Genomic DNA, 25332 nt, shown 5'->3' with positions numbered 1-25332 from the left:
CACGCTCGCGTATCGCGGAGCGCGTGAGCAACAGGGCCATTCAGCCAAACGGGTTGGCCCTTCGGCGGTCAGACGCGCTTCGCGTGCAGGGTGCGCGCGAGCCGGGTACCGAGCCAGCGCTTCAGTCTGCGCAGCGCCTGGAGTTGTTCCGCCGCCCGGTCGATCCGGTAGTAGAGCTGCGGCGGGACGTACGGCAGCAGCGGGGAGTGCCGCTGGCCGAGGAGGGCGAACATCCGGTGCGGAGGGAGGTGGATGTAGCGCGGCAGGTTCTCGTACCACTGTGCGCTGAGGCGGGCCGCGCTCTGTACGGAGAGCAGGGCCGACTTGCGTTCCTTCTCGTACGCGGCGAGGGCGGGGGCGAGTTGGGGCACTCCCTGTTCGGCTCCGCGCAGGGCGGCGGCCAGGGCGATGGCGTCCTGGAGGGCGAGCGTGGTGCCCGCGCCGATGGAGTAGTGCGTGGTGTGGGCGGCATCGCCGAGCAGGACGAGGTTGCCCCGGGACCAGGTGCGGTTGGTGAGGGTGGGGAAGTTGCGCCACCGAATACTGCCGCCGGGGTCTGTACCGCCGGAGTGTGCGCGGCCGATCAGCCGGTGCCCGTCGAGCAGTTGGGCGAAGAGTTCTTCGAGGAGCGCGAGCCCTTCGGCCTCCCCCGCCCGGTCGAGGCCGAGCCCGGTCCAGGTCCGGGGCGAGCACTCGACGACACAGGTGCTGGCGTCCCGGCTGAAGCCGTACGCGTAACACCAGATCCAGCCGTGCGGCGTCTCCACGAAGGCGAACGTGAACGAGTCGAAGACCTTGGTGGTGCCGAGCCACAGGTACTTGTTCCGGCCGAAGGCGACCTCGGTGCCGAAGTGCCCGGCGTGCCGCTCGCGCACCGCGCTGCGGACGCCGTCGGCGGCGACCACCAGGTCGGCTTCCGGCAGTTCCGCCTCGCCCGCGATCTCGTGCCCGAACTCGAGGCGTACACCGAGGGATTGGGCCCGCTCGGCGAGGAGGTCCAGCAGCCGGCGGCGGCCGATGCCGTAGCCCTCGTCGCCGTGGTGCCTGGTCGTACGGTCGTCGATGTGCGCGACCCCGTCGCTCCAGCGGACGGAGCTTGCGCGGATGGCGCGTGTCGACTCCGGGTCGCCGGCGTGCAGTTCGTGGAGGAGATCGCCCCAGTACGTGACGCCCCAGCCGTACGTGGAGCCGGCCGGGTTCCGCTCGTAGACGGTGATGTCGTGCGACGGGTCCTGCCGCCGCATGAGGATCGAGAAGTACAGGCCGGCCGGGCCGCCGCCGACGCAGGCGATCTTCATGGGCACCCCAATGGTCGCTCGTTGTCTCCAGGTGATCAATCGACAACACAGGGTAGGAACGAGGCGGGCGGCGCGCCGGGCGCACCACGCCGCGTGGCGTGCCGCCGAACCGGGAAAGGTGAACCGGAAGAAGCGCACGCAGAAGCGCACTCCGGGACGAGGCGAGGCAGGACGCATGGACACCAGTACGTGGGTTGTGGTCCTCCTGGTCGCCGCCCTGCTGGCCGCGGTCCTCACGGTGGCGGTCGTTTTCCTCGTACGGCTGGTACGGACCCGGCGCGCGCTCCGGCGGGCGGGGCTCCCGACGGGCTCGCCCTGGGTCTTCTGGGGAGCCGTCGCCTACGTCGTCCTGCCGACCGACCTCCTGCCCGACCCGGTCTACCTCGACGACATCGGCGTACTGCTCCTGGCCCTCAGGTCCCTGCGCACTTCCGCGGACCCGCAGCGCTGACGTGGCCCCGGGGCACGGGCCGGTTCACCGGTGCTCTGTGCGCGAGGCGGCGCAGCGCGCCCGGGAACTGGCGTCCTGACGGCACGGGCCGGGAACCCCCGCTCGCCGGTGGGACGTTGTCCGGTCGACGCCCCTCGGGGCGCGGACAGCGATGTAGGGCCTGACATGCCGGACAGGCCCTGAGCACCCGACAGGTGGCGGCACGATGAGCGAGTTGGTTCCCGGAGGCAATCTGGCCTTGCCCGGTGGCGCCCTGACGCTTGAGGTGCCGGGGCCGTTCGACGTGTCCGCGCTGATCACCGATGACGGCGGCAAGGTGCGCTCGGACGGCGACTTCGTGTTCTACAACCAGCCGAGCGCGCCCGGTGTGCGTCTCACCGGCGGGACCCTCGCCGTCGACCCGCCCGCGCTGCGGCCGGGGGCGAGCCGGGTCACCGTGGTCGTCTCTCCCGCCGAGCCCGGCACCCCGCTGGGCCGGCTGCCGGCGCCGAGCCTGCGCGTGACCGGGCCGGGCGGCCGTGTCCTCGCCCGGTTCAATCCGCCGCGGCCCCAGCAGGAGACCGTGCTGCTGCTCGCCGAGATCTACCGCCGGGGCACGGCGTGGAAGATCCGCGCACTGGGTCAGGGGTACGCGGACGGACTGGCAGGCATCGCCCGGGACTTCGGCGTGGAGGTCAGCGAGGACGCGGGCGGGGGCGCGGGCTCGCCTGTTCCTGGAGGATCCCCGGCGTCGGGCTCCAGGGGCGCGGGGGTCGCGACGGCCTTGAGCGTCGCCCGTGCCGGGCTCGACCGGCTGCGCGGCGCCGGGCGCCCACCGGCAGGGCGCCCGGGCGGCCCCGCACCGGCACCCGCACGCGCACCCGCACCGGCACCGGCACCGAGCGCCCGTATCGCGCCTGCCGCACCGGCCGGGGGCTCTCGCGCCGCAGACCCCGACGGCTTTCTCGGCCTGGTCAACTCCGCGCGCGCTGCCGCCGGTTCACCGTCCGTCTCCCGCGACGCCCGGCTCGACGCCGCCGCCCGGGCTCACGCCGCCGGTATGGCCGCGCAGGGACGCCTCAGCTCCGAGGGCGCGGACGGGCTCTCCGTGTACCAGCGCGTCACCGCGGGCGGATACGCATTCCTCACCGTCGGCGAGCACCTGGTCTCCGGCCCGCGCACCCCGGCCGAGTTCGTGGAGTACTGCCTGTCGAACGAGCAGTCCCGCAGCACGCTCCACGACCCGGCGTTCACCGAGACCGGCATGGCGTACGTCCCGGACAGCCGCTCCGGCACGCTGTACTGGACGGCGCTGTGGGCCCGGCCCCTCACTCCCGGCGGGCTCGCGCAGACGGCCGCCGACGTCATCGCGCTCACCAACGCCGAGCGTGCCTCGGCCGGACTGCCGCCCCTCGCCCCGGACCCCCTGCTCACCATGGCGGCACAGGCGCACAGCGCGGACATGGTGGCCCGCGCCTTCTACTCCCACACCTCCCCCGACGGCAGCGAACCCTGGCACCGCGCCGCCGCCGCGGGCAGTACCCGTCGCACCATCGGCGAGAACATCGCCTGCGGCCAGCGCTCCCCCTCCGAGGTCGTGCAAGGCTGGATGAACAGCCCCGGCCACCGAGCCAACATCCTGAAGCCGGCCTTCACCCACATAGGCATCGGCTTCGCGGGCGGCGGCGCGGCAGGCACGTACTGGACGCAGCTCTTCGGCGCCTGAGCGCCTCACCGACCGCATGCACCGATTCGCATCTGCGCAGGTCAGAGGCCTGTTATCGATGATGACAACGGTCACCGATGCAGCCTTTGCCGATCTCCGCAAGGTGCGCTTCACTGCGTGAGTCAGCCATTGATTCGAGGGGGCACACAGATGACCAGCGCGCAGCATGCACACGGGCCGGGCGGGGGCGCCGGGCACGAGGGGCACGCGCACGGAGTGGGCGCGGACACGGACCGCCGCTGGCTCGCGATCGCGCTGACACTGATCGCCTCGTTCATGGCGATCGAGGTCGTCATCGGCATCGTCGCCCAGTCGCTCGCCCTGATCTCGGACGCGGCGCACATGCTCACGGACGCCGTGTCCATCGTGCTGGCGCTGATCGCGATGCGGCTGGCCGCGCGCCCGGCCCGCGGCGGTTTCACCTACGGTCTCAAGCGGGCCGAGATCCTCTCCGCGCAGGCGAACGGGCTCACGCTGCTGCTGCTCGGCGCCTGGCTGGCGTACGAGGCCGTGCACCGCCTGATCGATCCGCCCGAGGTGGAAGGCGGGCTGGTGCTCGTCACCGCGCTCGCCGGAATCGCGGTGAACATCGCGGCGGCCTGGTGCATCTCGAAGGCCAACCGCAGCTCGCTCAACGTCGAGGGCGCCTACCAGCACATCCTCAACGACCTGTACGCGTTCATCGGCACCGCGGTCGCCGGTCTGATCGTGCTGCTCACCGGTTTCGCGCGGGCCGACGCGATCGCGACCCTGGTCGTGGTGGCCCTCATGGTCAGGGCGGGCTACGGGCTCGTACGCGAGTCCGGGCGAATCTTCCTGGAGGCGGCTCCCGCGCACCTCGATCCGGACGCCATCGGGGACCGGCTCGTCGCGCACGGCACGGTGACCGAGGTGCACGACCTGCATGTATGGACCATCACCTCGGGGCAGCCCGCCCTGTCCGCGCACATCCTGGTGGACCCCGGCGCGGACTGCCACACGGTGCGCCGGGACCTGGAGAAGACCCTCCACACCGACTACGGGATCAGCCACACCACGCTGCAGGTCGACCACGCACCCGCGGACCTCCTCGAAGTCCGCGCCGGCGCCTTCGACGACGCCCACTGCGAGCGGCCGCACGGCCCGGTCCACCGCGACGAGCCGCACCCCCACTGACCGGCTACGGCGCGGACGACTGCCCGCTGGTGCCGCTCAACTTCCGCAGTTCCCCGCCGACATCGGCGCGCAGCTTCTTCAGGAGTGCGGGCTTGGCGCCGCCGATCGCCCACTGCGGGCCCACGAGGTACGTACCGCCGTACACGGCGGCGGCATCCAGCCACGTCTCCTTGTACTTCTCCTGCGGGAACGTGGTGATGGTCCAGTCGCCGCGCGCGGTTCGGCACACGCCTTCGCGCAGTTGGTCCGCCTCAATGCGGATCTTCGGCTTGCAGTCCGACAGTGACGCGATGACCTCGACCTTCGCCGGCGCCGCCACCGGCGCCTGGGAGACCGTACTCGGGTTCGGGCTCGGCTTGCTCGCCGGTTCCGCCGAGTCGGCCGCACACCCCACGAGCAGGGTGGTCGACAAGGCCGCCGCGACGGTGCACAGGGGGCGGAGGCGGGATCTCGTCACCGTGGTTTCCTTCCTGGACTGGGCCTGGAGTTGGGCCTCGAGAGGGATTGGTTGTGCCAGGAGGTACGAGACGTGGTGGCGGGACGTTCAAGATTCGCCGAGGGCAGAACGCGTTCCCCTTCCCGTCACGCGTCACGCTCCTAGGCTGGAGCGGTGAGCAGCCACGCGCCCGAAGAAGCCCGCGTCATTCCCTTGCGACCGCGACCGGTACCGGCGGAGCCGGCGGATCCCGCTGTGCCCGCTCCCGCTGTGCCCGCCGAGCCAGCGCGCAAGGAGCCGCTGTGGCGGGACGTCGTGGGTGACGTCCTGCGACGCGAGCGGCTCGCTCAGGAACGTACGCTCAAGGACGTCGCCGACGCGGCGCGGATCTCGATGCCGTACCTGTCCGAGCTGGAGCGCGGCCGCAAGGAGGCCTCGTCCGAGGTCCTCGCGGCCGCCGCCCACGCCCTCGGACTCGGCCTCGCCGACCTGCTGGCCCGCGCCCACCGCCAACTCGTCCGGCCCGCCCGGCCGCTCAGGTCCCGCACCGCGCGCCGCTCCACCGAGGCGCAGTCGCGGTTCGGCGAGGTACGTCTTCTCGCGGCCTGAGCCCGAGCGAACCGGCTCCGTTAGGCCGCGGCCAGCATCCGCCGGCTGAGCACCTCGTCCGCGAGGCCGTACGCCACTGCCTCCTGCGCGGTGAACACCTTGTCGCGGTCCATGTCGGCGCGCAGGGTCTCCACGGAGTGTTGCGTGTGCAGGGACAGCACCTCCTCGACCTGCGAACGGATGCGCATCATCTCCTTGGCCTGAATGCTGAGGTCGGCGGCCGTTCCCCGGGCGCCGCCGCTCGCGGGCTGGCCGAGCAGCACCCGGGCGTGCTCCAGGACGAACCGCCGTCCCGCGTCGCCACCGGCCAGGAGCACCGCCGCCGTCGAGGCTGCCTGTCCGACGCAACACGTCGAGATGGGCGCGTTGACGTAGCGCATCGTGTCGTAGATCGCCATCAGCGAAGTGTTCGAGCCGCCGGGCGAGTTGATGTAGACGGAGATCTCCTGCTCGGGAGCCGACGACTCCAAGTGGAGCAGCTGGGCGATGACGACGTTGGCGACTCCGTCGTCGATCTCGGTGCCCAGGAAGATGATCCGCTCGGCCAGCAGCTTGCTGTAGATGTCGTACGCGCGCTCCCCCTGCGGGGTGCGTTCGACGACGTTGGGGATCGTGTACTGGCTCACGTCAGAGTCCCATCCGTCGCTTCGAGGTGGCCGGGCGCACGTCGTCGAGGGACTCCACGACGCGGTCGACCATTCCGTACTCCCGTGCCTGCTCGGCCGTGAACCAGCGGTCGCGGTCGCCGTCGCGGGCGATCGTCTCCTCGCTCTGGCCGGTGTGCTCGGCGGTGATCCGTTCGACGGTCTTCTTGGTGAACTCGAGGTTCTCCGCCTGGATCTGGATGTCGGCGGTGCTGCCGCCGATGCCGCCCGAGGGCTGGTGCATCATGATCCGCGCGTTCGGCAGCGCGAAGCGCTTGCCGGGCGTTCCGACGGTGAGCAGGAACTGGCCCATGCTCGCGGCGAAGCCCATGGCGAGGGTGGCGACGTCGTTGGGGATCAGCCGCATCGTGTCGTAGATCGCCAGGCCCGCGTTCACGGATCCGCCCGGGCTGTTGATGTAGAGGCTGATGTCGGTGCGGGCGTCCTCGGCGGACAGGACGAGCAGTTGGGCGCAGACCCGGTTCGCGGAGACCTCGTCGACCTGGGTGCCGAGGAACACGATGCGCTGGCCGAGGAGTTGGGCGGCCAGGTGGTCGTCGAACCGTGACGGAGGTGTGTCGCCCTCCTCGGCTCGGGGTGTCAGGGCCGGGGGCCGGCCGGTCGCCGGGGACCGGCCGGTGCTGAGCGGTGCCATCGCTCCTCCTTGTGCTGGCGGGTGGTGGCGCGGCCCGGTTCGCCGCGGTGCTTCCACCCTCGGCCCGGCGAAGGCGTGGCGTAAGGGATCTCGGCCCGCAGCAGATTTGCCAACAGCAGAGCGCGCGCGGGATGCCGGTCAACTGCCGTGCGTCTCCTGCTACTTGGTGACCACGAGCGAGAACTCGTACAGGTCGCCACGGCACAGCGACTCGCCGTACTCCACGACATGCCCCGTGTCGTCGAACGCCGTGCGCCGTACGAGGAGAGCGGCGGACGCCTCCTTGACGCCGAGCAGCCCCGCTTGACGGCCCGTCACGTTCACCGCGCGGATCTGCTGGGTCGCCCGCACGACCCGTACGCCATGGGTGGTCTGCAGGGCTTCCGACAGCGAGCCCGTGAGCAGTGACTCGTCGAGGTCCGGGAAACGCTCGGCGGAGAGGAAGACCGTCTCCAGGCAGATGGGGAAGTCGTCGCCGAGGCGCAGCCGTTCGATGCGGTGGAGGGTGGTGCCGGGGTCGACGCCCAGGGCGGTGGCGTGGTGCAGGTCGGCCTCCAGCCGCTCGGCAGCGAGGAGTTCGGCGCTGGGCCGGTAGCCGCGCGTGCGGAGATCCTCGGAGAACGAGGTGAGCGCCGAGGTCTTGGTGATCCTCGGGTGGGCGACGAAGGTGCCCACGCCCCGCACACTGCGGATGAGGCCGTCTTCGCGCAGCGCCTGGAGGGCGCGCCGGGCGGTCGCCCTGCTGACGTCGTACCGCTGGGCGAGCTGTCGTTCGGTGGGCAGTGCCTCGTCCGGCCGCATCCGGGAGATGTCGGCCTGGAGCCGCCGTCGCAGCGCCTCGTGCTTGTAGGAGTCCATCTCCACGTCCAGGGTGCTGGGCTGCCTGGTACTCCGGCGCCAGTGGTGCGTACGTACCGCCAGTGGTACGTACCACAGATGGCTCAGGCTAGGTCGGCCGTTCCCCGGCGGTCAACGAACTGACGTGTGTTGACGGCAATCTGGGCTGTAATCCCTTCCGGGGGTCTGGGCAGCCGCATGGCGCTTTGGTACGGTCCACAGCCACGTCAGCGACTCCCCAGCCAGCGCCTCCGAAGGGGACTGACGCACCGGTCCGCCCCGACGAGACCACGCAAGGAGGCCGATGATGAAGAGCACGCGGCGCTTACCCCGCCGTATCGCCCAGGCGGCCTGCGCCCTCGCCCTCGTGCTGCCGCTGGCCGCCTGCGATGCCCTGACTCCCGGGAGCGCGGCCACGGTTCAGGGGCCGCGCAGCGTCCCGTCCTCGACCGCCGTGCCGGAGGGCGACGTCACCCTGCGGATTCAGTTCGCCGATGCCCCGCCGATGGTGGACGCGCTGATCGCCGCGTTCGAAAAGGGCCATCCCGGGATCAGCGTGGAGCCGCAGTACAAGACGTTCACCGACTACGTGCAGAACCTCAAGCTCACCATGACCTCCGATTCCGCCCCGGACATCGCGCAGTACGCGGTCGGGATGACCGACCTCGCTCAGGACGGCCACATCCTCGACCTGGCGCCGTACCGGGAGGCGTACGGCTGGGACGACGCCATTCCGCCGGTCAGCCTCGACCAGCTCACCGCGGGGCAGCAGAGCGCAGCCACCGGCGGGCGGGCCCTGTTCGGGGTCCCAGCCGGTCTGTCGATGACCGGCATCTACTACAACAAGGAGCTGGCCAAGAAGGCCGGGATCGACGGTCCGCCCAGGACCCTGGCCGAGTTCGAGGACCAGCTCGCCGCCGCGAAGGACGCGGACCTGACGCCGCTGGGCGTCGGCGGCCTGGACACCGGCGGCCTGCACCTGTGGGCCGCTCTCCTCAACCAGACCATGCCCACCGACGACTACTGGGACTGGGTCAACGGCAGCAAGGACGCCACCGTCGAGAACAAGGCCGGGCTCACCGCCAGCGAGCTCGTCGTCGAGTGGGGTCGCAAGGGGTACTACAACGAGTCCGCCAACGGCACCGCGCAGATCGACTCCACCGCCCAGTTCGCCCAGGGCGACAGCGTCTTCCTGATCAACGGCAACTGGGCGGCCGGGCAACTGGCGACCACGATGGGAGACGACGTCGGCTTCTTCCCGATGCCGGGCGAGCAGGCCGGCGATCCCACGGTGGCCTCCGGCTTCAGTGTCGCCTACGCCGTCTCCTCCCGGACCGAACACCCGGAAGCGGCAGGCGCGTTCCTCGACTTCCTGACCACGCCGGAGGCCGGCCAGATCATCAGCGACAACGGTTTCCTGCCGCCCAACCCCGAGGCCGTCGCGAAGCCGGAAGGCGTGCTCGCCGACGTCGCGGAGGGCCATCGCCGAGCCGTCGACGACGGCGGGATCACGACCTTCCCCGACTTCGCCGCCCCCGCCATGCTCGACCGGCTGCGCTCAGGGGTGCAGAAGCTCATCGCCGATCGTGTCGAGCCCGCGGACTACCTCGACTCACTTCAGGACGAGTGGGAGGAACACCATGCCGAGTAGGCCCCCGGGCGCCCGAGGGCGAAGTCCGTGGCGCGGCTATGTGTACGTGCTGCCCGCATTCCTCGTCTACGTCGCCTTCGCGGTGCTGCCCGCCCTGCACACGGCGTACCTGTCGCTGTTCGAGTGGGACGGCGTGACGCTGGGCGAGTGGGTCGGCCTCGGCAACTACCAGGAGATTCTCCAGGACTCCGTACTGCGCCGGTCGGTGTTCAACGCCCTGGTGCTGGTGGTGTTCTTCTCGTTCATCCCCATCGCGCTCGGCCTGGCGATGACCGGGCTGCTGGCCCGCTACCGGCGGCCCGGCATGGGGGCGTACCGCTTCCTGTTCATGCTGCCGCAGGTCATCCCGCTCGTCGCGGTGGGTGTCACCTGGCGCTGGCTGTACGGGGACGACGGGCTGGTCAACCAGTCGTTCCGCGCCGTCGGCCTGGACGGGGTGACCCGGGCGTGGCTCGGTGACTTCGGCGCCGCGCTGATCGCCGTGGGCCTGGTCGGCACCTGGGTGCTGAGCGGCCTGTGCATGATGCTCTTCCTCAGCGGGGTGCAGAAGGTGGACCCCAGCCTGTACGAGGCGGCACGGATCGACGGGGCGGGCCCGGTCCGGGAGTTCGTGTCCGTCACCCTGCCGCATCTGCGCGGTGAGCTGGCCGTGGCCATGACCGTGACGACGGTGGCCGCGCTGGCCAGCTTCGACATCGTGTACGTGACGACGAACGGCGGCCCAGGCGAGCAGACGACCGTTCCGGGGCTGCTCGTGTACCGGCTGGCGTTCTCCGAGGGCAAGGTGGGGCTCGCGGCGGCCCTGGCCGTCGTCCTCGGCCTGCTGATTCTCGCGATCGTCTATCTCATCAACCGTCTGTCGAGGACCGAGACATGACCGGCGACGTGAGCACCGCCCCGCGTTCGGAACGCTGGTCCGGCTACGCGCTCCTCACGGTCATGGCGATCGCCGTCGTCCTCCCGTTCCTCAGCGTCTTCCTCGCCTCCGTGCAGCCCGCGGGCACACCGGTAGTCGGGCTGACCTGGCCGGAGCAGTGGAGCTGGGCCAACTACGAGCAGGCGTGGTCGGTGGCCGGGTTCTCCGACCTGATCCGGCACAGCCTCATCATCGCCGTCGGGGTCGTCCCCGCCTCCCTGGTTCTCGCCACGCTGGCGGGCTACGCGCTGGGCACCATGCGGCTCCCGGGCGGCAACGCGGTCGCGGCGTTCTTCATCGCCGGCCTCACCATTCCGGTCGAACTGATCGTGGTTCCCCTCTACTTCGACCTTCGGGGCCTTGGTCTGACCAATTCGTTCCTGGGCGTGATCCTGGTGGAGATCGCGCTGTTCCTGCCGTTCAGCGTGTTCTGGATGCGCACCCATTTCCAGTCCACTCCCACGTCGCTGGTGGAGGCGGCCCGTATCGACGGCGCCTCGCCGGCCACGATCCTGCTGCGGATCCTGCTCCCCCTGGCCCGGCCGTCCCTGACGACGCTCGGTCTGCTGGTCTTCATGTGGTCGTGGAAGCAGTTCCTGCTGGTGCTGGTCCTCATCCAGGACACCACCAGGCACACCGCCCCGGCGGGCCTCGGCTTCTTCGTGGGTCAGAACACCACGGACATCCCCACGCTGGCGGCGGGCACGATCATCGTGATGCTGCCGATCCTGGTCCTGTTCGTGATCTTCCAGCGCAGCTTCATCGCGGGGCTGCTTCAGGGAGCGATGAAGGGGTGACGAAGCAGGAGGCGGAAGGCGGGAGACAGGCGGCCGGGCCGCCCGGTCAGGCCGCTTTCCGTGAGTCCGCGGGCGGATGGGACCGCGCGGACTGCGAGGAGCGCTCAGCGGACTGCGGGGCGTGCGAGGAGTGCTCGGCGGGCTGCTGCGGGGTGCGCGAGGCGCGCTCGTAGGCGGCCGCCCACTCCAGCACCAGCCGCTGGTACTCCTCCCGCTGCTCACCGCTGAGCGTGCCACCGGTCCGCAGCCACAGGGCGCGGATCTCCTCGTTGACCTCGGTGGCCGAGCGCCCGCCGGTGGTCGGAGCACGATGTGGAGTGGTGGACATAGCGTGAATCATACGGGCCTCTCTGTGAAGGCCAGGTGAGAGGTCGCTGTCAGCACGGCTACTCGCAAGTAGCGGCTCTGGTGTCCTGACCTCACGCTTCGACGCCTCCGAGGACCAGCACCTGGATCGCCAGTACGGCCGCTCCCCGTGCCCAGTCGTGGAAGTCGGACACCTTGGTCTCGAGGTTGACCGGCTCCGCCCGAGGGTGGCGGTTGGCGCGGATGGCCTCCTCGATCGCCGGGGCCGCCACATCGACCAGGCCCACGCCCTCGCCGGCGAGGAGGATCTTCTGGGGCATGGCGAAGTTGGCGATCTGCGCGACCAGGGTGCCGAGGGCGCGTGCCGCCTCGTCGATGACGCGGGAGGGCATGGGATCACCGGCGGCGGCCAGGGTGAGGATCTCCTCGTACGACAGGTCCTGGCCGGTGGCGGCCTGGACCTGATAGCGGATGTTGGGGATGGTCAACAGGGAGACGGCGCTGCCGCGTTGGCCGTCAGGGGTGAGCGGGCCGTTGGGGTTCACGATCCAGAAGCGGCCGTAGCCCACTCCGTCCTCTGCGGTCGCGACTCGTTTGCCGCCGATCACCAGGGCATACCCGATGCCTGCGCCGATGGTGAGGACCGCGAACCGGTCGAGGCCCCGGCCTGCGCCGAACCAGCTCTCGGCCTCGACGAGCGCGGCCACGTCGTTCTCGACGACGACGGGCAGCCCCGTACGCTCCTCGACGAGCCGGCCCAGGGGCACGTCGTGCCAGTCGAGGAAGGCCGACTCGTCGACGACGGACCGGTCGTGGGCACGGCCGCCCAGGCCGATCCCGATCCCCGCGAGGCCGGGGAAGTCGCGCTCGAACTCGTCCGTCAACTCCCGTAGTACGTCGACGATTTCGTCCGGGTCGAGGCCGGCGAGCGGACGGTCGCGGCGGGCCACGATGTCGCTTCTGAGCGTGGTGACGACGCCGTACACCATGTCCTGCGTGATCTTGAAGCCCACGAACCTGCGCGATTCGGCGACGATGTCCAGGGGTTGGGAGGGGCGGCCCTGGCGCACCTCGGCGAGCGTGGCGCCGTCGGCGACCTCGACCAGCAGGCCCGACTCGATGAGCGGCTTCGTCAGCCGGGTGACGCTGCCCGCGGAGAGGTCGAGCCGCCGGGCGAGTTCGCTGCGCGACAGCGGGCCGTGGGTGAGCACCTCGATGGCCACGGCACGCTCGCCGGGACTGAGCGGCAGCCAACTGGCGGCAAGTGTGGTCATGACCGCATCCTCCCATTTTTTATTTTGCTACGGAAGCAATAGGGAAACGTTAGAGCCATCCACAGGCTGGAAGCACTGCCCGGAGAAGATGCGTGCACGGCTCTTGACGCACAGATTATTCCGCATCGAAAGTAAGTGAGGCCCGAGGACGAGCCGCAGACAGGGAGTCCCCCGATGACCGTCGCCTCCAGCAGCCCACCATCCCGACTGCCTCTGGGCGCCGCCGAGGCGGTGGCGCCCGTCAAGAAGGCCAAGTCCCGCCCCGGAGGTGACGGAGCCCTCGCGGCCCTCTTCATCGCACCGGCCATGCTGGGCTTCCTGGTCTTCCTGCTGTGGCCCACGCTGCGCGGCATCTACCTGAGCTTCACCGACTTCAACCTGCTGACGCCGGCGGAGTGGGTGGGCCTGGGCAACTACGTCCGGATGGTCAACGACCCCATCTTCTGGCAATCGCTCTGGGTCACCGTCGAGTACGTGGTCCTCAACATCGGCGTGCAGACAGTGGCGGCGCTCGCCATCGCCGTACTGCTCCAGCGGCTGACGCAGTCGTCGGTGCTGCGCGGGATCGTGCTCGCGCCGTATCTGATGTCGAACGTCGTCGCCGGCATCGTCTGGCTGTGGATCCTGGACACCCAGCTCGGCATCGGCAACGAGATCATCGCGGGGCTCGGCGCCGATCGCATCCCGTTCCTGGCGGACGAGACCTGGGCGATTCCGACGATCGCCATGATCAACGTCTGGCGGCACGTCGGCTACACCGCGCTGCTGCTGTTCGCGGGTCTCATGGCCATCCCGAACGACATGTACGAGGCCGCGAGGGTGGACGGCGCGAGCGAGTGGCGGATGTTCTGGCGGATCACGATGCCGCTGCTGCGTCCGGTGCTGGCGGTCGTGCTGATCATGACGGTGATCGGTTCGTTCCAGGTGTTCGACACGGTCGCGGTGACGACCGACGGCGGACCGGCCAACGCCACCAACGTGCTCCAGCTCTACATCTACGACTCCGCCTTCGGCCGCTTCCAGTTCGGCTACGCCTCCGCGATGTCCGTGGCCCTGCTCGTCGTGCTGAGCGCGATCACCATCCTCCAGTACCGGCTCACCCGAGCCGGTCAGACCGACCTCGGCTGACGGAAGGGAGACGCCGACATGGCTGCCGTGGCAGAAACGACGACGACCGTACGGCCCGAACGGCGCAGGCCCTCCTTCGGGCGGGTCATGGCCTGGACGGTGATGATCGCGATCGTGCTCATCACCCTGGTGCCGTTCTACTGGATCCTGCGCACCGCGCTCTCCTCCAACCCGGGGCTGAACGCCCAACCGGCCGATCCGCTGCCGGTCGACCTGACCCTCGGCGGTTTCGAGCGGGCGCTCGGCCTGCAGTCCACCGAGGAGGCGGTCGCGCAGGGCGGCGCCGGCGGCGGGCTGAAATTCTGGCGCTATCTGCTCAACTCGGTGTTGGTCTCGACGCTGATCACCGCCTGTCAGATCTTCTTCTCCGCGATGGCCGCCTACGCCTTCGCCCGGCTGCGCTGGCGGGGCCGTGACACGGTGTTCGCCCTGTTCCTGGCCGGGCTGATGGTGCCGACCATCTTCACGCTGCTGCCGAACTTCGTGCTCATCAAGGAACTCGGCCTGGTGGACAACCTGCTGGGCATCGCGCTGCCGACGATGTTCATGACGCCGTTCGCGGTGTTCTTCCTGCGCCAGTTCTTCATGAACGTCCCCAAGGAGGTCGAGGAAGCGGCACTCCTCGACGGCGCCGGCAAGGTGCGCATCTTCTTCCGGGTGCTGCTGCCGATGGCGTCCACGCCGGTCATGACGCTGGCCGTGCTGACGTACATCACGTCCTGGAACGACTACTTCTGGCCGCTGATGGTCTCCTACAGCGACAGTTCGCGCGTGCTGACCGTGGCGCTGGCCATGTTCCGGGCACAGACCCCGCAGTCCGGCATCGACTGGTCGGGCCTCATGGCGGCGACGCTCATCGCGGCCCTGCCGATGCTCGTGCTGTTCGGCTTCTTCGCGCGCCGCATCGTCAGCTCCATCAGCTTCACCGGGCTCAAGTGAGGGAATGGTCATGCGATTTCGATTCCGTACGGTCGGCGCGCTGGCCGGGGCCCTGGCACTGTCCCTGGCGACCGGGTGTGCCCAGGGCGATGGCACCGGCTCGTCCGCGAAGAACACGGTGACGTACTGGCTGTGGGACGCCAACCAGCTGCCCGCCTACGAGGCCTGCGCCAAGGGCTTCGAGAAGCAGAACCCGGGACTGAACGTCCGGATCACCCAGATGGGCTGGGACGACTACTGGACCAAGCTCACCGCGAGCTTCATCGCGGGCACCCAACCGGACGTCTTCACCGACCACATCCAGAAGTTCGGCCAGTTCGCCGACCTGCAAGTGCTGGAGCCGCTGGACGACCTCGGCATCAACGACTCCGACTACCAGCCGGGCCTGGCCGCCAACTGGACCGGCCAGGACGGCCACCGCTACGGCGCCCCGAAGGACTGGGACACCGTCGCCCTCTTCTACAACGAGAAGATGGCGCAGGACGCCGGCCTCAGCGCCGAGCAGCTCAACACCCTGTCCTGGAACCCGAAGGACGGCGGTTCCTTCGAGAAGGCCATCGCCCACCTCACGATCGACAGGAACGGCAAGCGGGGCGACGAGCCCGGCTTCGACAAGAAAAACGTCAAGGTGTACGGCCTGGCATCCAAGGGCGGTGGCTACGCCGACGGCCAGACTCAGTGGAGCAGTTTCGCCGCCTCCGCGGGCTGGGACTACACCGACAAGAAGCGGTGGGGCACCGAGTACCAGTTCAACGACAAGACCTTCCAGTCGGTCATCAAGTGGTACTTCGGCCTGGCGGAGAAGGGCTACATGGCACCCCTGTCCGACTGGAACTCCCAGTCCAACGAGGGCAACGTCCAGGTGGCCGCGGGCAAGGCGGCGTCCTCGCTGGACGGCGCGTGGATGATCTCGACGTACGCCGGTTTCAAGGGGATGAAGACCGGCACCGCCCTCACGCCCGAGGGTCCCACCGGCAAGCGCGCCACGATGATGAACGGCCTCGCCGACTCCATCACCAAGAACGCCCGCAACAAGGAGGGCGCCAAGAAGTGGGTGAAGTACCTGGCGTCGAACGAGTGCCAGACGACGGTGGGCCGTTACGGCATCGTCTTCCCGGCCACGCCCGACGCCACGGACGCCGCGGTGGCCGCGTACAAGAAGAAGGGCATCGACGTCTCGGCGTTCACCGAACCGGTGGCCGACAAGAAGGACTTCACCACCTTCTCCTACCCGATCACCGGCTATGCGGCGGACGTGCAGGCGCTGATGGAGCCCGCCATGGAGGACATCTACGGCAACGGCAAGCCGGTGAGCAGCCTCGACGAGACCAACGACCAGATCAACCTGATTCTCGACCAGTGACTCGACCAGTGAAGGGCACCCCTACATGACGTTCTCCCTCGGCATCGTCGGTGCCGGACAGTTCTCGGGCCAGTTCGCCAAGCTGTTCCTGGCCCACCCCGGCGTCCACGCCGTCCACATCACCGACCTGCTCCCCGAGCGGGCCGAGCAGCTCGCCGCGGCCGAAGGCCTGACCGGCACCTTCCCGTCGTACGAGGCGATGCTGGAGTCACCGGCGGTCGACGCCGTCGCGATCTTCACCCAGCGCTGGACGCACGGCCCGCTGGTGGTCCAGGGGCTGAACGCCGGCAAGCACGTGTACTCGGCGGTGCCGATGGCGATCAGTACGGAGGAGATCGCGGCGATCATCGATGCCGTACGGGCCACCGGTCTGACGTACATGATGGGCGAGACCAGCCAGTACAACCCGGCGACCGTGCACGCCCGCAACCAGATCGCCGAGGGCGCGTTCGGGCGGCTCTTCTACGCCGAGGGCGACTATGTGCACGACATGGACCTCGGGTTCTACGAGGCCTATCAGTACAGCGGCGGCGAGGACTGGAAGTCCACGGCCAGCTATCCGCCGCTCCTTTACCCGACGCACTCGGTGGGCGGTGTGCTGGGCGCCTGGCAGACGCATGCGGTGAGCGTGTCCGCGATCGGCGTCAAGGACGATCGCGGTGACGGGGTCTTCGACCAGGAGGTCAGCCAGTTCGGCAACGACTTCTCCAACGCGACCGCGCTGTTCGAGGTCGCGGGCGGCGGTTCGTTCCGTACGAACGAGTTCCGGCGGGTCGGCTATCCCTCGCACATCAGGGAGTCCCGGTTCCGTTTCTTCGGTACGGACGCCAGCATGGAACAGCTCGCCACGGTGGCCCTGTGGCAGGACAAGAAGGGGGTGAAGGACATCAGCGAGCTGCTGGAGCCCAAGCCGACCATGTCTCCCGACGATCCGTCGCTGCAGCACATCGCACCCGACCTGCGGGCGGCCTTCACCTCCGGTTCGGCGCCCGTGCACGACCGGGCCCGGCTGCCGCGGGAGTTCGACCATCTGCACAACGGCCACGAGGGCAGCCACCACTTCCTGGTGGACGACTTCGTGACCGCGGTGAACACGCGCAGCCTGCCGTCGGTGAACGCCTGGGTGGCCGCCCGCTACACCCTGCCGGGCATCATCGCGCACGACTCTGCGCGGCAGGGCGGGGCGAGGCTGGAGATACCGGACTTCGGGGACGCGCCCGAGGAGTGACCAGCCCCGCGTCGACTTCGGCCCGGCTGCCTCTCGGGGGAGCCGGGCCGACCTGTCAGGTGCCCGGCTTGCGGCCGTACACGAAGACGTCGTCGTTCTTCTTGAGGAGCGACCAGTACTTCTTGGCGTCGGTCTTCGTCATGTTGGTGCAGCCGTGTGAGCCGGGCGGGTTCCACATGCTCACGCCGGCGGAGTGGAAGGCCTGGCCGCCGTCGAAGAACTGGCTGTAGGGCATCGGCACGTCGTAGATGGTCGAGACGTGGTCGATGTTCCGCCAGTAGATCTTCTTCAGGCCGGTGCGGGTCTCGTATCCGTTGCGTCCGGTACGGACCGGAACGGGGCCGTAGACGAGCCTGTTGCCGTCCTGGATCCAGCTGAGCTGCAGCGTCAGGTTCACGCAGGCGATGCGGCCCTTGTTGACCGGGCACTTGCCGTCCCTGTTGGGGTTGTTGCCGACGGCCTTCTGCTTCTTCATCAGGTCCATCACGCCCCAGGTGACCGACCCCGCGTACCCGATGTTCGGCTTGATGCCGTGCTTGGTCTGGAAGGCCTTGATCGCCCGGCAGTCGGCGGCGGACTGCCTGCCGTCGACGGTCCGGCCGAGGAACCTCTCCACCTGCTTCTGATACGGACCTGCCTGCGTGCTGCAGCTCGCCGCCTGCGCCGGCGCCGCGCCCAGCGCGACGGTCAGCGGCGCCACCAGCGCCGTGACGCCCAGTACGACGGCTCCCCGTCTGCGTATGTCCCCCATGGCGGGCCTTTCCCTTTCCTCGACCTGCGTGGTGCACTCTGTGCCAGCTAGACGGGCACCAGTGGGGGTGGGTTGTAGCTCGGCCCGCGCTGAGACGAAACGGTTACGCAGTCCGCCGTCACCGAGATGAAACGGTTACGCAGCCCGCCGTTCTGCGGGAGACTTCCGCCGGACGGCGGGACCCGCTGTCACTCGGGGAAGGTGAGTATCGGCGTCAGGCAACGACGCCGAACTGAGGAGAAACCCGATGACCACCAGTCCCCCGCCGCCCTTCGACCCCGAGCTGGCCGCGGCGCTCGCCGTAATGGGCGAGCAGGCGCCCACCACCCTTCTGCCGGAGTGGATCCCGATGGTGCGGGGGCTGGGCGACGACGGCCCCTTCGACCTGCCGACGAACGAGGACCTGAGCCGGAACGGCGCCTTCGAGGTCGAGGAGCGTACGGTGCCCGGTCCCGAGGGCGCACCCGATATCTCCCTCCTGATCTGCCGGCCCACCGCCGCGCCCGGTCCGCGGCCGGTGCTCTACCACTCGCACGGCGGCGGCTTCGTGCTGGGCAACAACCGGCTCGGCCTCGGCGTGACGATGGAGTGGGCCGCGGAGCTGGGCCTGGTCGTGGTGTCGGTGGAGTACCGTCTCGCTCCGGAGCATCCGAACCCGGCCCCGGTAGAGGACTGCTACGCGGGTCTGCTGTGGACGGCGGAGAACGCCAAGGAAATCGGTGGCGACCCGGACCGCATCATCCTGGCGGGCGGCAGCGCGGGCGGCGGGCTCAGCGCGGCACTGGCTCTGCTGGCCCGTGACCGGAAGGGGCCGCGTCCGATCGGCCAGATGCTGCTCTGCCCGATGCTGGACGACCGCAATGACACCCCGTCCACCTACCAGATGGCCGGTCTCGGCGTCTGGGACCGCACGGCCAACGAGACCGGCTGGAGCGCGCTGCTCGGTGAGGCACGCGGCACCGCGGACGTCTCCCCGTACGCCTCCCCGGCCCGCGCCGAGGACCTGTCCGGTCTTCCTCCGGCCTTCATCGACGTCGGCTCGGCCGAGACCTTCCGCGACGAGGACGTCGCCTACGCGTCCCGGATCTGGCAGTCGGGCGGCCAGGCCGAGCTGCACGTATGGCCGGGCGGCTTCCACGCCTTCGACGATCTCGCCCCGCAGGCCGCGCTGTCCCAGGACGCCCGGGCGGCCCGGCTGAGGTGGCTGCACCGACTGCTCGGTGAGTGACACGTCACTCACCGGCGGACAGCACACGGTGACGCCGTGACTCATGGCACCAAATGGTGATTCCTGACCGAGAATGAGCAGATGGAAGAGCTGGCTGGCCGCCTGGCCGCGCTCGACCCGGACGCCGGAGCCGCCGTCCAGGTCATCGCCTACTTCGACCGGCTGGTCGAGGGGCGCGCCGGGCTCGAGGCCCTTGTGCGGGGTGCGGCGGTGTTGTCCGGCTGCCCCGCGCGGCTCGTCGACAAGACCAGGCAGGTACGGGTCCGGGTCGAGCCCGACGGGCGGCGGCGCGACGAGAACGGACCCGTGCGCCCCGAGTGGCCTTCGGTGCCGCTGACCCCGGGCGGGGCACCAGCAGTGTGGCTCGAGCGCACGGGGCCGCGGACGGTGGTCGACGCCATGGTCCTTGAGCGGACCGCGAGCGCCGCCCGGCACGTCCTGGACCGCACCCGTGGGCGGGCGCCGGTACACGGCCCGGCCGACGATCCGGCCCTGCTGGAGACGGTGCTGGACCCCACCGCCGCGGAGGCCGCCCGGCTCCACGCGGCGCGCGGGCTCGGTCTCGACCCGGACGGGCGGGCTCGCGCGATCGCACTCCGCGGTGGCCCACAGATGCAGGCCTCTCTGAGCCTCGCCTCCGGCGAGCGAGCCCTCGTTCAGCCGGTCCCCGGCCCGGAGTTCACGGACGAGAGCCGGCTCGGGGTGGGCCCCGCGGTCCCCGTACTGGAACTGCCGCGCTCCTGGTCCGCCGCCCGCACGGCCCTGCGTTTCACGGCCGAGGGCACCGACCAGGACCCGGGCCCCCGCATCGTCCACGCCGATGAACTCGGCACGCTGGCCCTCCTGGCCGTCGTGGTCACCCCGGGCACGGAGCCACCGCCCGACGTACGCGCCCTTGACCAGGCCGCCGCGGCGAGCCCGTGGCTCCTGCCCACCCTGTACGCCGTCATCACCTCCCCGAGCCGGCGCACAGCGGCCACCGCACTGAACGTCCACCACTCGACGCTCCAGGACCGCCTGGCCCACGCGGAGTCCCTGCTCGGCTGGCCGGTACGTACCCCGCAGGGCCATCTGCGGCTCCAACTCGCCCTGGCGGCCAGGCTGCTCACCCGCAACCAGCTCTGAAGTCACCGGTGCGTTGGCTCTCCGGGCACTTCCACCGCGGGCCCCGCTGTGCTTGTCTGGGGGCCGTTTTCGGTGGCTGGGGCGGGAGTTGTCCGTATGCGCAGGACGTGGGCCGGCGGGGTGCTGGCGGGTTTGCTGCTGCTCGCAGCATGTGGAGACCCCTCGTCCGAGCCGGGGACAGCGCCGCCCGAGCGGCCGGCTTCAGCAGCACCGGCGGCGAAGGCTCCGGGCCCGTCGCCGTCCTCGACCACACAGCAGCAGCGGCCTCCCGCCTCCCCCGCGGCCGAGGCTGAGGCTGAGGTGCCTGCGAAGCGGCCCACTGTGCTGTACCTCGGTGACTCGCTCGCGATGGAGAACCAGAAGGTCCTCGGCGGGCTCCTCCAGGATGAGTTGAAGGCGCGCTACACCAGCGCCCCGTACTCCGGGACGACGCTCTGCGACTACCTGGAGGGCACCGGCGAGAAGTCGCTCGTACCACCCAGGGACAAGGCGGCTGCTTTGGTGCGTTCGCTGCGGCCGGACTTCGTGGTGCTGCAGTTCTGGGCCAACGCCTGGGACTACACGTGGTGCATGGACGGGATCACGCACGGCAAGGATCCGGCCACGTACTTCGCGCGCTACACCTCCGACGCCCGCAAACTGACCGACCAGATCACGAACGCGTCGGGTGCGAAGCGTCCGAAGGTCGTATGGGTGCTCCAAGGCCCGGACCCGATCACCCCCGACCGGGTCCGCCGCGTCAACGCGATCTACCAGCAGCAGGCGGAGGCTTCCGGCGGCCTGGTCGCGGACGCCGGCAAGGAGGTCGGCCCGGCCGACGCCCGCTACACCTGGGTTCAGCACCTGCCGTGCACGCCGTACGAACGCGACCACCCGGCGTACTGCACTCAGCCGGGCGGCAACCGCACGGCCCTGCACCGCGACGACGACTACCTGCACTTCTGCCTGGCCCCCACCACCGCGAAGTCCAGGCCCTGCCCGGTCCCCTCCCCCGGCATCCTGCGCATGACCCGGGCGATCACCAAGACGCTGGCCGCCGCGGTGAACTGACAGAGCCGTGCACAGCAGATGCCCGGGTCCGCTGACCTCTCGACGGACCCGGGCACCCGCGTGGATACCGGCGGCGCGGCGCCCTCATCGCCGCGCCGCCGGTGGTCATGGCGTCATCGGGTCTCCCTCGCGTACGGGGCGACGGTGATCCGGTCGATCAGCGGCGCGTAGCGGGAGCGGAGCAGTACGCCGGGGAAGGTGTCCGAGGCGTACGAGGTGCCGTCGAAGTTCGGCAGCTCCTCGGAACGGAAGGCGATCGTGTTCTGCCCCTTCTTCAGCTGGACGGGGATGGTCAGCTCCCAGAAGTTGTTCTGGTGGAAGCTGTGCGGGAAGCCCACTCGCTGCACCTTGCCGCCGTTGATGCTGATGTCGGCGTGGCGGGCGAGCGGGTCCGGGTTGTAGTGGGTGGCCTCCGACTGCTCCGGGTTGGAGTAGCGGACCCGCAGCGCGTGCAGACCGGATCGGTCGGCCTTGACGGTGAACGTCGCGGTGTTGCCGTTGCCGGGGTCACCGCCGATGTCGGTGATCGCCGTGCCGTCGGTGGCCAGGGAGAGCTCAGCGAGCTTGGCCGAACCGGCGAGCTTGGCGTCGCCCGCCTCGTACGTACGCGCCGGCAGCGCGCCCTCGGTGGGCGTGACCCGGAGCCGGTCGACGAGGGTGGTGGCCGAACCTCCGGTCACCGTCACCTTGTTGACGCCGCCGGTCAGCGAGACCGCCGCGCTGCCGCCGCCCTTGCCCAGGCGCAGGACGTCGTGCCCGTTGACGGACATCCGGGCGCCCGAGCCGGAGAGGGTGTCGACCTTGAGGGTGGCCTCGCGGTCGGCGGGTGAGTAGACCCAGAACGTGGCGGTCCCGTTCTTCGGGAGCCGGACCGCGCCCGAGCCGGTGGTGGGCCGCTTCGGAGTGGTGTAGACGGGCTCCGCGCCGCCGCCCAGCCAGGCCAACTCGCCTTCGTACACCTGGGTGTTGGCGGATGCCTCGGGGAGCGAGAGGGTGAGGCGGTCGACGATGGCGTCGCCCTTCGTGGCGCCCTTGCCGTCGGCACTCTTCGCGGCCAGCGTGATGGTGTGCTTGCCCTTGGTGAGCTTCACCTTGGTGTCGGTGTGGTCCCACACCACCCACTTGTAGCCGAGCGGCAGATGCAACTCCTGCTCACTGTCCGCCTTGCCGTCCACGCGCAGGAAGACGTTGGTCGGGCCCTGCTCCTTCACTCTGTCGAAGGTGTTGAGGGAGTTGGCGAAGACGCTCAGGTCGTAGGTGCCGTCCTCGGGGGCGTCCACCGTGAAGTCGAGCGTGACGTCCGAGCCGGTGCGCAGACCGCCCACGTCGTAGCCGCCGGAGGTGTAGAACTTCGACACGTCGCGCGGCGAGCCCTCCGGGCCGTTCTTGGTGTAGCCGGACCCGGTGTGGGCGGCGTCCTCCGCCTCGTACGAGTCCTTCCAGCGCACGGGCGGGGACTGCGTGTCCTTCGCCTTCCCGGCCGGGCTGAGGACGATCTCGTACGACGAGGACTCCTTCAGCTTCGGCAGCGCGCCGTCGCCGAAGTCGACGACGACCTTGCCGTCGGCACCGACCTTCAGGTTCTGCTCGGCGAGCAGCTTCGGGCCGGAGTTGTCACCGACCTGCCCGCTCCACTCGATCTCCTTCACCCAGGCGTGCACGCGGTCCCCGAAGAGCTTCTTCGGGACATTGTCGAAGGTGATGTGGCCCTTGCCGTCGGAGCCGCCGAAGATCAGCCGGGACTGCTTCTTCTTCTCGTCGAGCGTGGCGACACCCTGCATGGTGTAGTTCTCGCCCGGGAACGGCGGAGTCACCTTCACCGTGTGCCCGCTCATCGAGGCGTACGAATTCAGCAGCCACCACTGCCCATTGCCGCGGTTGGACTGCACCGCGGAGTCCGAGAGATTGCCGTCGATGTTCCAGTACGCGATGTCGGCGTCCACCTTGGACTCCTCGATCGCGGACACCCACTGGATCATCTGGCCGGGGACGGAGGTGTGGTAGTTGAAGGCGTACTCGTTGATGTTGATGGGGAGTTGCTTGCCTTCACGGTCGGTGCCCTTGAAGAGGTCTTTCTCCCATTCGCGGTACTTGGCGACGCTGTCGCGCACCGCCTCCGGGTGGCTCAGCTCGTGCCAGCTGATGACCTCGGGGAGGGTGCCGGCCTCCAGGGTGTGGGTCAGGAAGCCCTTCACCTGGTCATACAGGACGCTGGTGTTGGGGCCTGCGATACGGGCCTCGGGCAGCTTGCCCTTGATGAGCTTGTAGAAGTCGTCCCAGGTGGCGAAGAAGTCGTCCGGGTCGTTGAGCCAGCTGGTCTTGTTGTAACTCCACTCGCCCGTACCGAACATGTTGCCCTCGGGCTCGTTGAACGGCACGAAGACGACGTTGTCCTGGTACTCCTTCGGCAGCTTGAGCACCTGGTCGACCTGCTTCTCGACCTTCTCCCGGTAGAGCTTGACCTTCTCCTGGGGAGTGTCACCGGGCCACTGGTACGGGAAGCCGCGGTGGATGTCCGTCATGTAGATGTACACGTCACCGTCGGTGGAGTCGGCCAGCGGCTTCACCACCTCCAGCGCGTCGGCACCGGGATGCTGCGGACCGTCCTGCGCCTTGGTGGAGACCGTGCGCAGGCCCATGCCCTCGATGAGGTTGTTGGTGGGGACGTCCGGTCCGTACACGCCGTAGAGGGTGCCGGAGGCGCCGCCGTGGAACTTGCCGGTGTCCGAGCCGAGGTCGACGGTCAGCTGGCCCTCGCGGACCACGGTGACGGTCGCCTTCACCTCGCGCCCGGCCGCCTTTCCGGCCACCGTGAACGTCCCGGGCTGGGCGTACTTGTCGGCCGGTATCTCGTCCCAGGTGATCGGGGTGTCGCGGTCGTAGCCGTCGGAGTAGGTGGAGCGGACGGCGGCGGTGAGGGTCGGGGCGGTCCCGTTCGTCGTACGGGCCTCGAAGGACGTCTTCGAGAGCTCCTGGAGGGTGGGGACGCTGCCGACCAGGCCGGCCACCTCCTCGGAGCTGAGCGCCGCATGCCACACGGTGAAGTCGTCGACCGCGCCCTCGAGCAGCGGATCCGGCCACAGGGACTTGCCGATGTAACCGGCGGCCGTGGCCGAACTCTCCAGTACGTCCCTGGCCTTGATGCTGGTCTCGGCGGAGGAGACCGCCACACCGTCGACGTAGGTGGTGAGCCGGCCTGCCGAGGTGTCGAGGGTGACGGTGACGGTCTGCCACTTGTCCGCGGGGAGCGGCGCGTAGCCCTTGACCTGGTTCTCGGCGCCGCCTCCGCCGGTGGTCACGGAGGTCTGCATGACGCCGTCGCCGTTGTACGGGGTGGCGAAGAAATACTTGGTGGTGTTGGTGCCCAGATCGAAGATCCGCTGCCAGGACGACTTGCCGCCACTCCACTTCACGCGGGCGGAAACCGTCAAGTCCGTTGCGTCGCCCACGATTCCGCGGGGCAGGCGGACGTACGCCCCGTTGGACGTGTCCGCCCCGCCGGGCAGGGCGAGCGCCTTGCCGCCGCCCGTGCCCTCGACGGACTGGGCGGTGGAGCCGTTCACCAGGTCCGCCGTCAGTCCGTTGCCGGAGCTGTCGGTGATCTTGCCGGAGGCGAGGTCGTCCTGGTCGAAGGTGTAACGGGCGGTCGGCTTGGGCGGCTCGGCCGCTTGCGCGGGGCCGGCCGGTGCGGCCAGCAGGCCCGCGCCGAGGGCCAGCGCCACGGCGGCCGGGGCTCTGCGCCGCGCGCCTCTGTCAGCGGATGGCATGGATGACGTCCTTTCAGAA

General features: G+C 69.7%; 23 protein-coding genes. 14 read left to right on the top strand and 9 right to left on the bottom strand.

Annotation, left to right across the window (positions count from 1 at the left end; genetic code table 11):
- Positions 1–68: 68 nt before the first annotated feature.
- A complete protein-coding gene (locus G6048_RS16760; RefSeq protein ID WP_206341672.1) occupies positions 69–1298 on the bottom strand; it encodes an FAD-dependent monooxygenase in 1230 nt (409 codons plus the stop codon).
- A 175-nt stretch (positions 1299–1473) separates the two neighbouring features.
- Here G6048_RS16760 and G6048_RS16755 point away from each other — a divergent pair, with 175 nt between their 5' ends.
- From G6048_RS16755 to G6048_RS16745, 3 genes are all read left to right on the top strand, one after another.
- Complete coding sequence (locus G6048_RS16755; RefSeq protein ID WP_165340341.1) at positions 1474–1749, top strand: YkvA family protein; 276 nt, start codon at positions 1474–1476, stop codon at positions 1747–1749.
- 205 nt (positions 1750–1954) lie between these two features.
- Positions 1955–3454 (top strand): CAP domain-containing protein, encoded by a 1500-nt coding sequence (locus G6048_RS16750; RefSeq protein WP_165340340.1) that lies wholly within the window; start codon positions 1955–1957, stop codon positions 3452–3454.
- A gap of 150 nt (positions 3455–3604) precedes the next feature.
- Entirely contained in the window at positions 3605–4609 is a 1005-nt protein-coding gene (locus G6048_RS16745) for a cation diffusion facilitator family transporter (protein ID WP_165340339.1), read from the top strand.
- 4 nt (positions 4610–4613) lie between these two features.
- Here G6048_RS16745 and G6048_RS16740 read toward each other — a convergent pair whose 3' ends face one another.
- Positions 4614–5066: a hypothetical protein gene (locus G6048_RS16740; RefSeq protein ID WP_165340338.1), complete on the bottom strand. Its 453-nt coding sequence runs from the start codon at positions 5064–5066 to the stop codon at positions 4614–4616.
- Positions 5067–5219: 153 nt separating this feature from the next.
- On the opposite strand from G6048_RS16740, the gene G6048_RS16735 reads away from it, so the two are divergent.
- Positions 5220–5654 (top strand): helix-turn-helix domain-containing protein, encoded by a 435-nt coding sequence (locus G6048_RS16735; RefSeq protein ID WP_165340337.1) that lies wholly within the window; start codon positions 5220–5222, stop codon positions 5652–5654.
- Positions 5655–5674: 20 nt separating this feature from the next.
- Here the strand turns inward: G6048_RS16735 and G6048_RS16730 are convergent, their stop codons facing one another.
- The 3 genes from G6048_RS16730 to G6048_RS16720 form a co-directional block, all read right to left on the bottom strand.
- A complete protein-coding gene (locus G6048_RS16730; RefSeq protein ID WP_165340336.1) occupies positions 5675–6280 on the bottom strand; it encodes a ClpP family protease in 606 nt (201 codons plus the stop codon).
- A gap of 1 nt (position 6281) precedes the next feature.
- Positions 6282–6953, bottom strand: coding sequence for a ClpP family protease (locus G6048_RS16725; RefSeq protein WP_165340335.1), 672 nt, complete (start codon positions 6951–6953; stop codon positions 6282–6284).
- 159 nt (positions 6954–7112) lie between these two features.
- Positions 7113–7811 (bottom strand): GntR family transcriptional regulator, encoded by a 699-nt coding sequence (locus tag G6048_RS16720; protein ID WP_165340334.1) that lies wholly within the window; start codon positions 7809–7811, stop codon positions 7113–7115.
- 286 nt (positions 7812–8097) lie between these two features.
- Here G6048_RS16720 and G6048_RS16715 point away from each other — a divergent pair, with 286 nt between their 5' ends.
- From G6048_RS16715 to G6048_RS16705, 3 genes are read left to right on the top strand one after another with little or no spacing between them, the layout of a single operon-like run.
- The gene (locus G6048_RS16715) at positions 8098–9441 is read left to right on the top strand and encodes an ABC transporter substrate-binding protein (protein ID WP_165340333.1); all 1344 of its coding nucleotides are present in this window, start codon (positions 8098–8100) and stop codon (positions 9439–9441) included.
- The gene (locus G6048_RS16710; RefSeq protein ID WP_165340332.1) at positions 9431–10318 is read left to right on the top strand and encodes a carbohydrate ABC transporter permease; all 888 of its coding nucleotides are present in this window, start codon (positions 9431–9433) and stop codon (positions 10316–10318) included. Before G6048_RS16715 ends, G6048_RS16710 begins: the two co-directional genes overlap by 11 nt.
- Positions 10315–11154, top strand: a complete 840-nt coding sequence (locus G6048_RS16705; protein ID WP_165340331.1) for a carbohydrate ABC transporter permease — start codon at positions 10315–10317, stop codon at positions 11152–11154. The genes G6048_RS16710 and G6048_RS16705 overlap by 4 nt, the downstream gene beginning before the upstream one ends.
- 46 nt (positions 11155–11200) lie before the next feature.
- Here G6048_RS16705 and G6048_RS16700 read toward each other — a convergent pair whose 3' ends face one another.
- A complete protein-coding gene (locus tag G6048_RS16700) occupies positions 11201–11482 on the bottom strand; it encodes a hypothetical protein (protein ID WP_165340310.1) in 282 nt (93 codons plus the stop codon).
- A gap of 91 nt (positions 11483–11573) precedes the next feature.
- Complete coding sequence (locus G6048_RS16695) at positions 11574–12734, bottom strand: ROK family transcriptional regulator (protein ID WP_165340330.1); 1161 nt, start codon at positions 12732–12734, stop codon at positions 11574–11576.
- Positions 12735–12908: 174 nt separating this feature from the next.
- On the opposite strand from G6048_RS16695, the gene G6048_RS16690 reads away from it, so the two are divergent.
- From G6048_RS16690 to G6048_RS16675, 4 genes are read left to right on the top strand one after another with little or no spacing between them, the layout of a single operon-like run.
- Complete coding sequence (locus G6048_RS16690) at positions 12909–13862, top strand: carbohydrate ABC transporter permease (RefSeq protein ID WP_165340329.1); 954 nt, start codon at positions 12909–12911, stop codon at positions 13860–13862.
- An 18-nt stretch (positions 13863–13880) separates the two neighbouring features.
- Positions 13881–14801 carry a carbohydrate ABC transporter permease gene (locus tag G6048_RS16685; protein WP_165340328.1) on the top strand — a complete coding sequence of 307 codons (921 nt, stop codon included), beginning with the start codon at positions 13881–13883 and terminating at the stop codon, positions 14799–14801.
- Between the two features lie 10 nt (positions 14802–14811).
- Entirely contained in the window at positions 14812–16164 is a 1353-nt protein-coding gene (locus G6048_RS16680; RefSeq protein WP_165340327.1) for an ABC transporter substrate-binding protein, read from the top strand.
- Positions 16165–16189: 25 nt separating this feature from the next.
- A complete protein-coding gene (locus tag G6048_RS16675; RefSeq protein ID WP_165340326.1) occupies positions 16190–17392 on the top strand; it encodes a Gfo/Idh/MocA family protein in 1203 nt (400 codons plus the stop codon).
- A gap of 55 nt (positions 17393–17447) precedes the next feature.
- On the opposite strand, the gene G6048_RS16670 is transcribed toward G6048_RS16675, so the two are convergent.
- Positions 17448–18143, bottom strand: coding sequence for a L,D-transpeptidase family protein (locus tag G6048_RS16670; protein ID WP_165340325.1), 696 nt, complete (start codon positions 18141–18143; stop codon positions 17448–17450).
- 247 nt (positions 18144–18390) lie between these two features.
- Here G6048_RS16670 and G6048_RS16665 point away from each other — a divergent pair, with 247 nt between their 5' ends.
- The 3 genes from G6048_RS16665 to G6048_RS16655 all read left to right on the top strand — a co-directional run bounded on the left by G6048_RS16665 (position 18391) and on the right by G6048_RS16655 (position 21546).
- On the top strand, positions 18391–19371 hold the full coding sequence (locus G6048_RS16665; RefSeq protein ID WP_165340324.1) for an alpha/beta hydrolase: 981 nt from the start codon (positions 18391–18393) through the stop codon (positions 19369–19371).
- Positions 19372–19452: 81 nt separating this feature from the next.
- Positions 19453–20496 carry a helix-turn-helix domain-containing protein gene (locus tag G6048_RS16660; protein ID WP_165340323.1) on the top strand — a complete coding sequence of 348 codons (1044 nt, stop codon included), beginning with the start codon at positions 19453–19455 and terminating at the stop codon, positions 20494–20496.
- A 96-nt stretch (positions 20497–20592) separates the two neighbouring features.
- Positions 20593–21546, top strand: a complete 954-nt coding sequence (locus tag G6048_RS16655) for an SGNH/GDSL hydrolase family protein (protein ID WP_165340322.1) — start codon at positions 20593–20595, stop codon at positions 21544–21546.
- A 113-nt stretch (positions 21547–21659) separates the two neighbouring features.
- Here G6048_RS16655 and G6048_RS16650 read toward each other — a convergent pair whose 3' ends face one another.
- The gene (locus G6048_RS16650; protein WP_165340321.1) at positions 21660–25313 is read right to left on the bottom strand and encodes a LamG-like jellyroll fold domain-containing protein; all 3654 of its coding nucleotides are present in this window, start codon (positions 25311–25313) and stop codon (positions 21660–21662) included.
- Between the last annotated feature and the right edge of the window lie 19 nt (positions 25314–25332).

This window comes from Streptomyces ureilyticus, from assembly GCF_011045025.1.
In the GTDB taxonomy this organism is placed as follows: Bacteria; Actinomycetota; Actinomycetes; order Streptomycetales; family Streptomycetaceae; genus Streptomyces; species Streptomyces ureilyticus.
The sequence above is the reverse complement of the archived record's forward strand: the minus strand, read 5'-3'. Positions and strand labels throughout refer to the sequence as shown.

Excerpts from the sequence above, each read along its gene's own strand:
- G6048_RS16760 (WP_206341672.1), bottom strand. The coding sequence starts at position 1,298 with ATGAAGATCGCCTGCGTCGGCGGCGGCCCGGCCGGCCTGTACTTCTCG.
- G6048_RS16755 (WP_165340341.1), top strand. The coding sequence starts at position 1,474 with ATGGACACCAGTACGTGGGTTGTGGTCCTCCTGGTCGCCGCCCTGCTG.
- G6048_RS16750 (WP_165340340.1), top strand. The coding sequence starts at position 1,955 with ATGAGCGAGTTGGTTCCCGGAGGCAATCTGGCCTTGCCCGGTGGCGCC.
- G6048_RS16745 (WP_165340339.1), top strand. The coding sequence starts at position 3,605 with ATGACCAGCGCGCAGCATGCACACGGGCCGGGCGGGGGCGCCGGGCAC.
- G6048_RS16725 (WP_165340335.1), bottom strand. The coding sequence starts at position 6,953 with ATGGCACCGCTCAGCACCGGCCGGTCCCCGGCGACCGGCCGGCCCCCG.
- G6048_RS16720 (WP_165340334.1), bottom strand. The coding sequence starts at position 7,811 with ATGGACTCCTACAAGCACGAGGCGCTGCGACGGCGGCTCCAGGCCGAC.
- G6048_RS16715 (WP_165340333.1), top strand. The coding sequence starts at position 8,098 with ATGAAGAGCACGCGGCGCTTACCCCGCCGTATCGCCCAGGCGGCCTGC.
- G6048_RS16710 (WP_165340332.1), top strand. The coding sequence starts at position 9,431 with ATGCCGAGTAGGCCCCCGGGCGCCCGAGGGCGAAGTCCGTGGCGCGGC.
- G6048_RS16705 (WP_165340331.1), top strand. The coding sequence starts at position 10,315 with ATGACCGGCGACGTGAGCACCGCCCCGCGTTCGGAACGCTGGTCCGGC.
- G6048_RS16700 (WP_165340310.1), bottom strand. The coding sequence starts at position 11,482 with ATGTCCACCACTCCACATCGTGCTCCGACCACCGGCGGGCGCTCGGCC.
- G6048_RS16695 (WP_165340330.1), bottom strand. The coding sequence starts at position 12,734 with ATGACCACACTTGCCGCCAGTTGGCTGCCGCTCAGTCCCGGCGAGCGT.
- G6048_RS16690 (WP_165340329.1), top strand. The coding sequence starts at position 12,909 with ATGACCGTCGCCTCCAGCAGCCCACCATCCCGACTGCCTCTGGGCGCC.
- G6048_RS16685 (WP_165340328.1), top strand. The coding sequence starts at position 13,881 with ATGGCTGCCGTGGCAGAAACGACGACGACCGTACGGCCCGAACGGCGC.
- G6048_RS16680 (WP_165340327.1), top strand. The coding sequence starts at position 14,812 with ATGCGATTTCGATTCCGTACGGTCGGCGCGCTGGCCGGGGCCCTGGCA.
- G6048_RS16675 (WP_165340326.1), top strand. The coding sequence starts at position 16,190 with ATGACGTTCTCCCTCGGCATCGTCGGTGCCGGACAGTTCTCGGGCCAG.
- G6048_RS16670 (WP_165340325.1), bottom strand. The coding sequence starts at position 18,143 with ATGGGGGACATACGCAGACGGGGAGCCGTCGTACTGGGCGTCACGGCG.
- G6048_RS16665 (WP_165340324.1), top strand. The coding sequence starts at position 18,391 with ATGACCACCAGTCCCCCGCCGCCCTTCGACCCCGAGCTGGCCGCGGCG.
- G6048_RS16660 (WP_165340323.1), top strand. The coding sequence starts at position 19,453 with ATGGAAGAGCTGGCTGGCCGCCTGGCCGCGCTCGACCCGGACGCCGGA.
- G6048_RS16655 (WP_165340322.1), top strand. The coding sequence starts at position 20,593 with ATGCGCAGGACGTGGGCCGGCGGGGTGCTGGCGGGTTTGCTGCTGCTC.
- G6048_RS16650 (WP_165340321.1), bottom strand. The coding sequence starts at position 25,313 with ATGCCATCCGCTGACAGAGGCGCGCGGCGCAGAGCCCCGGCCGCCGTG.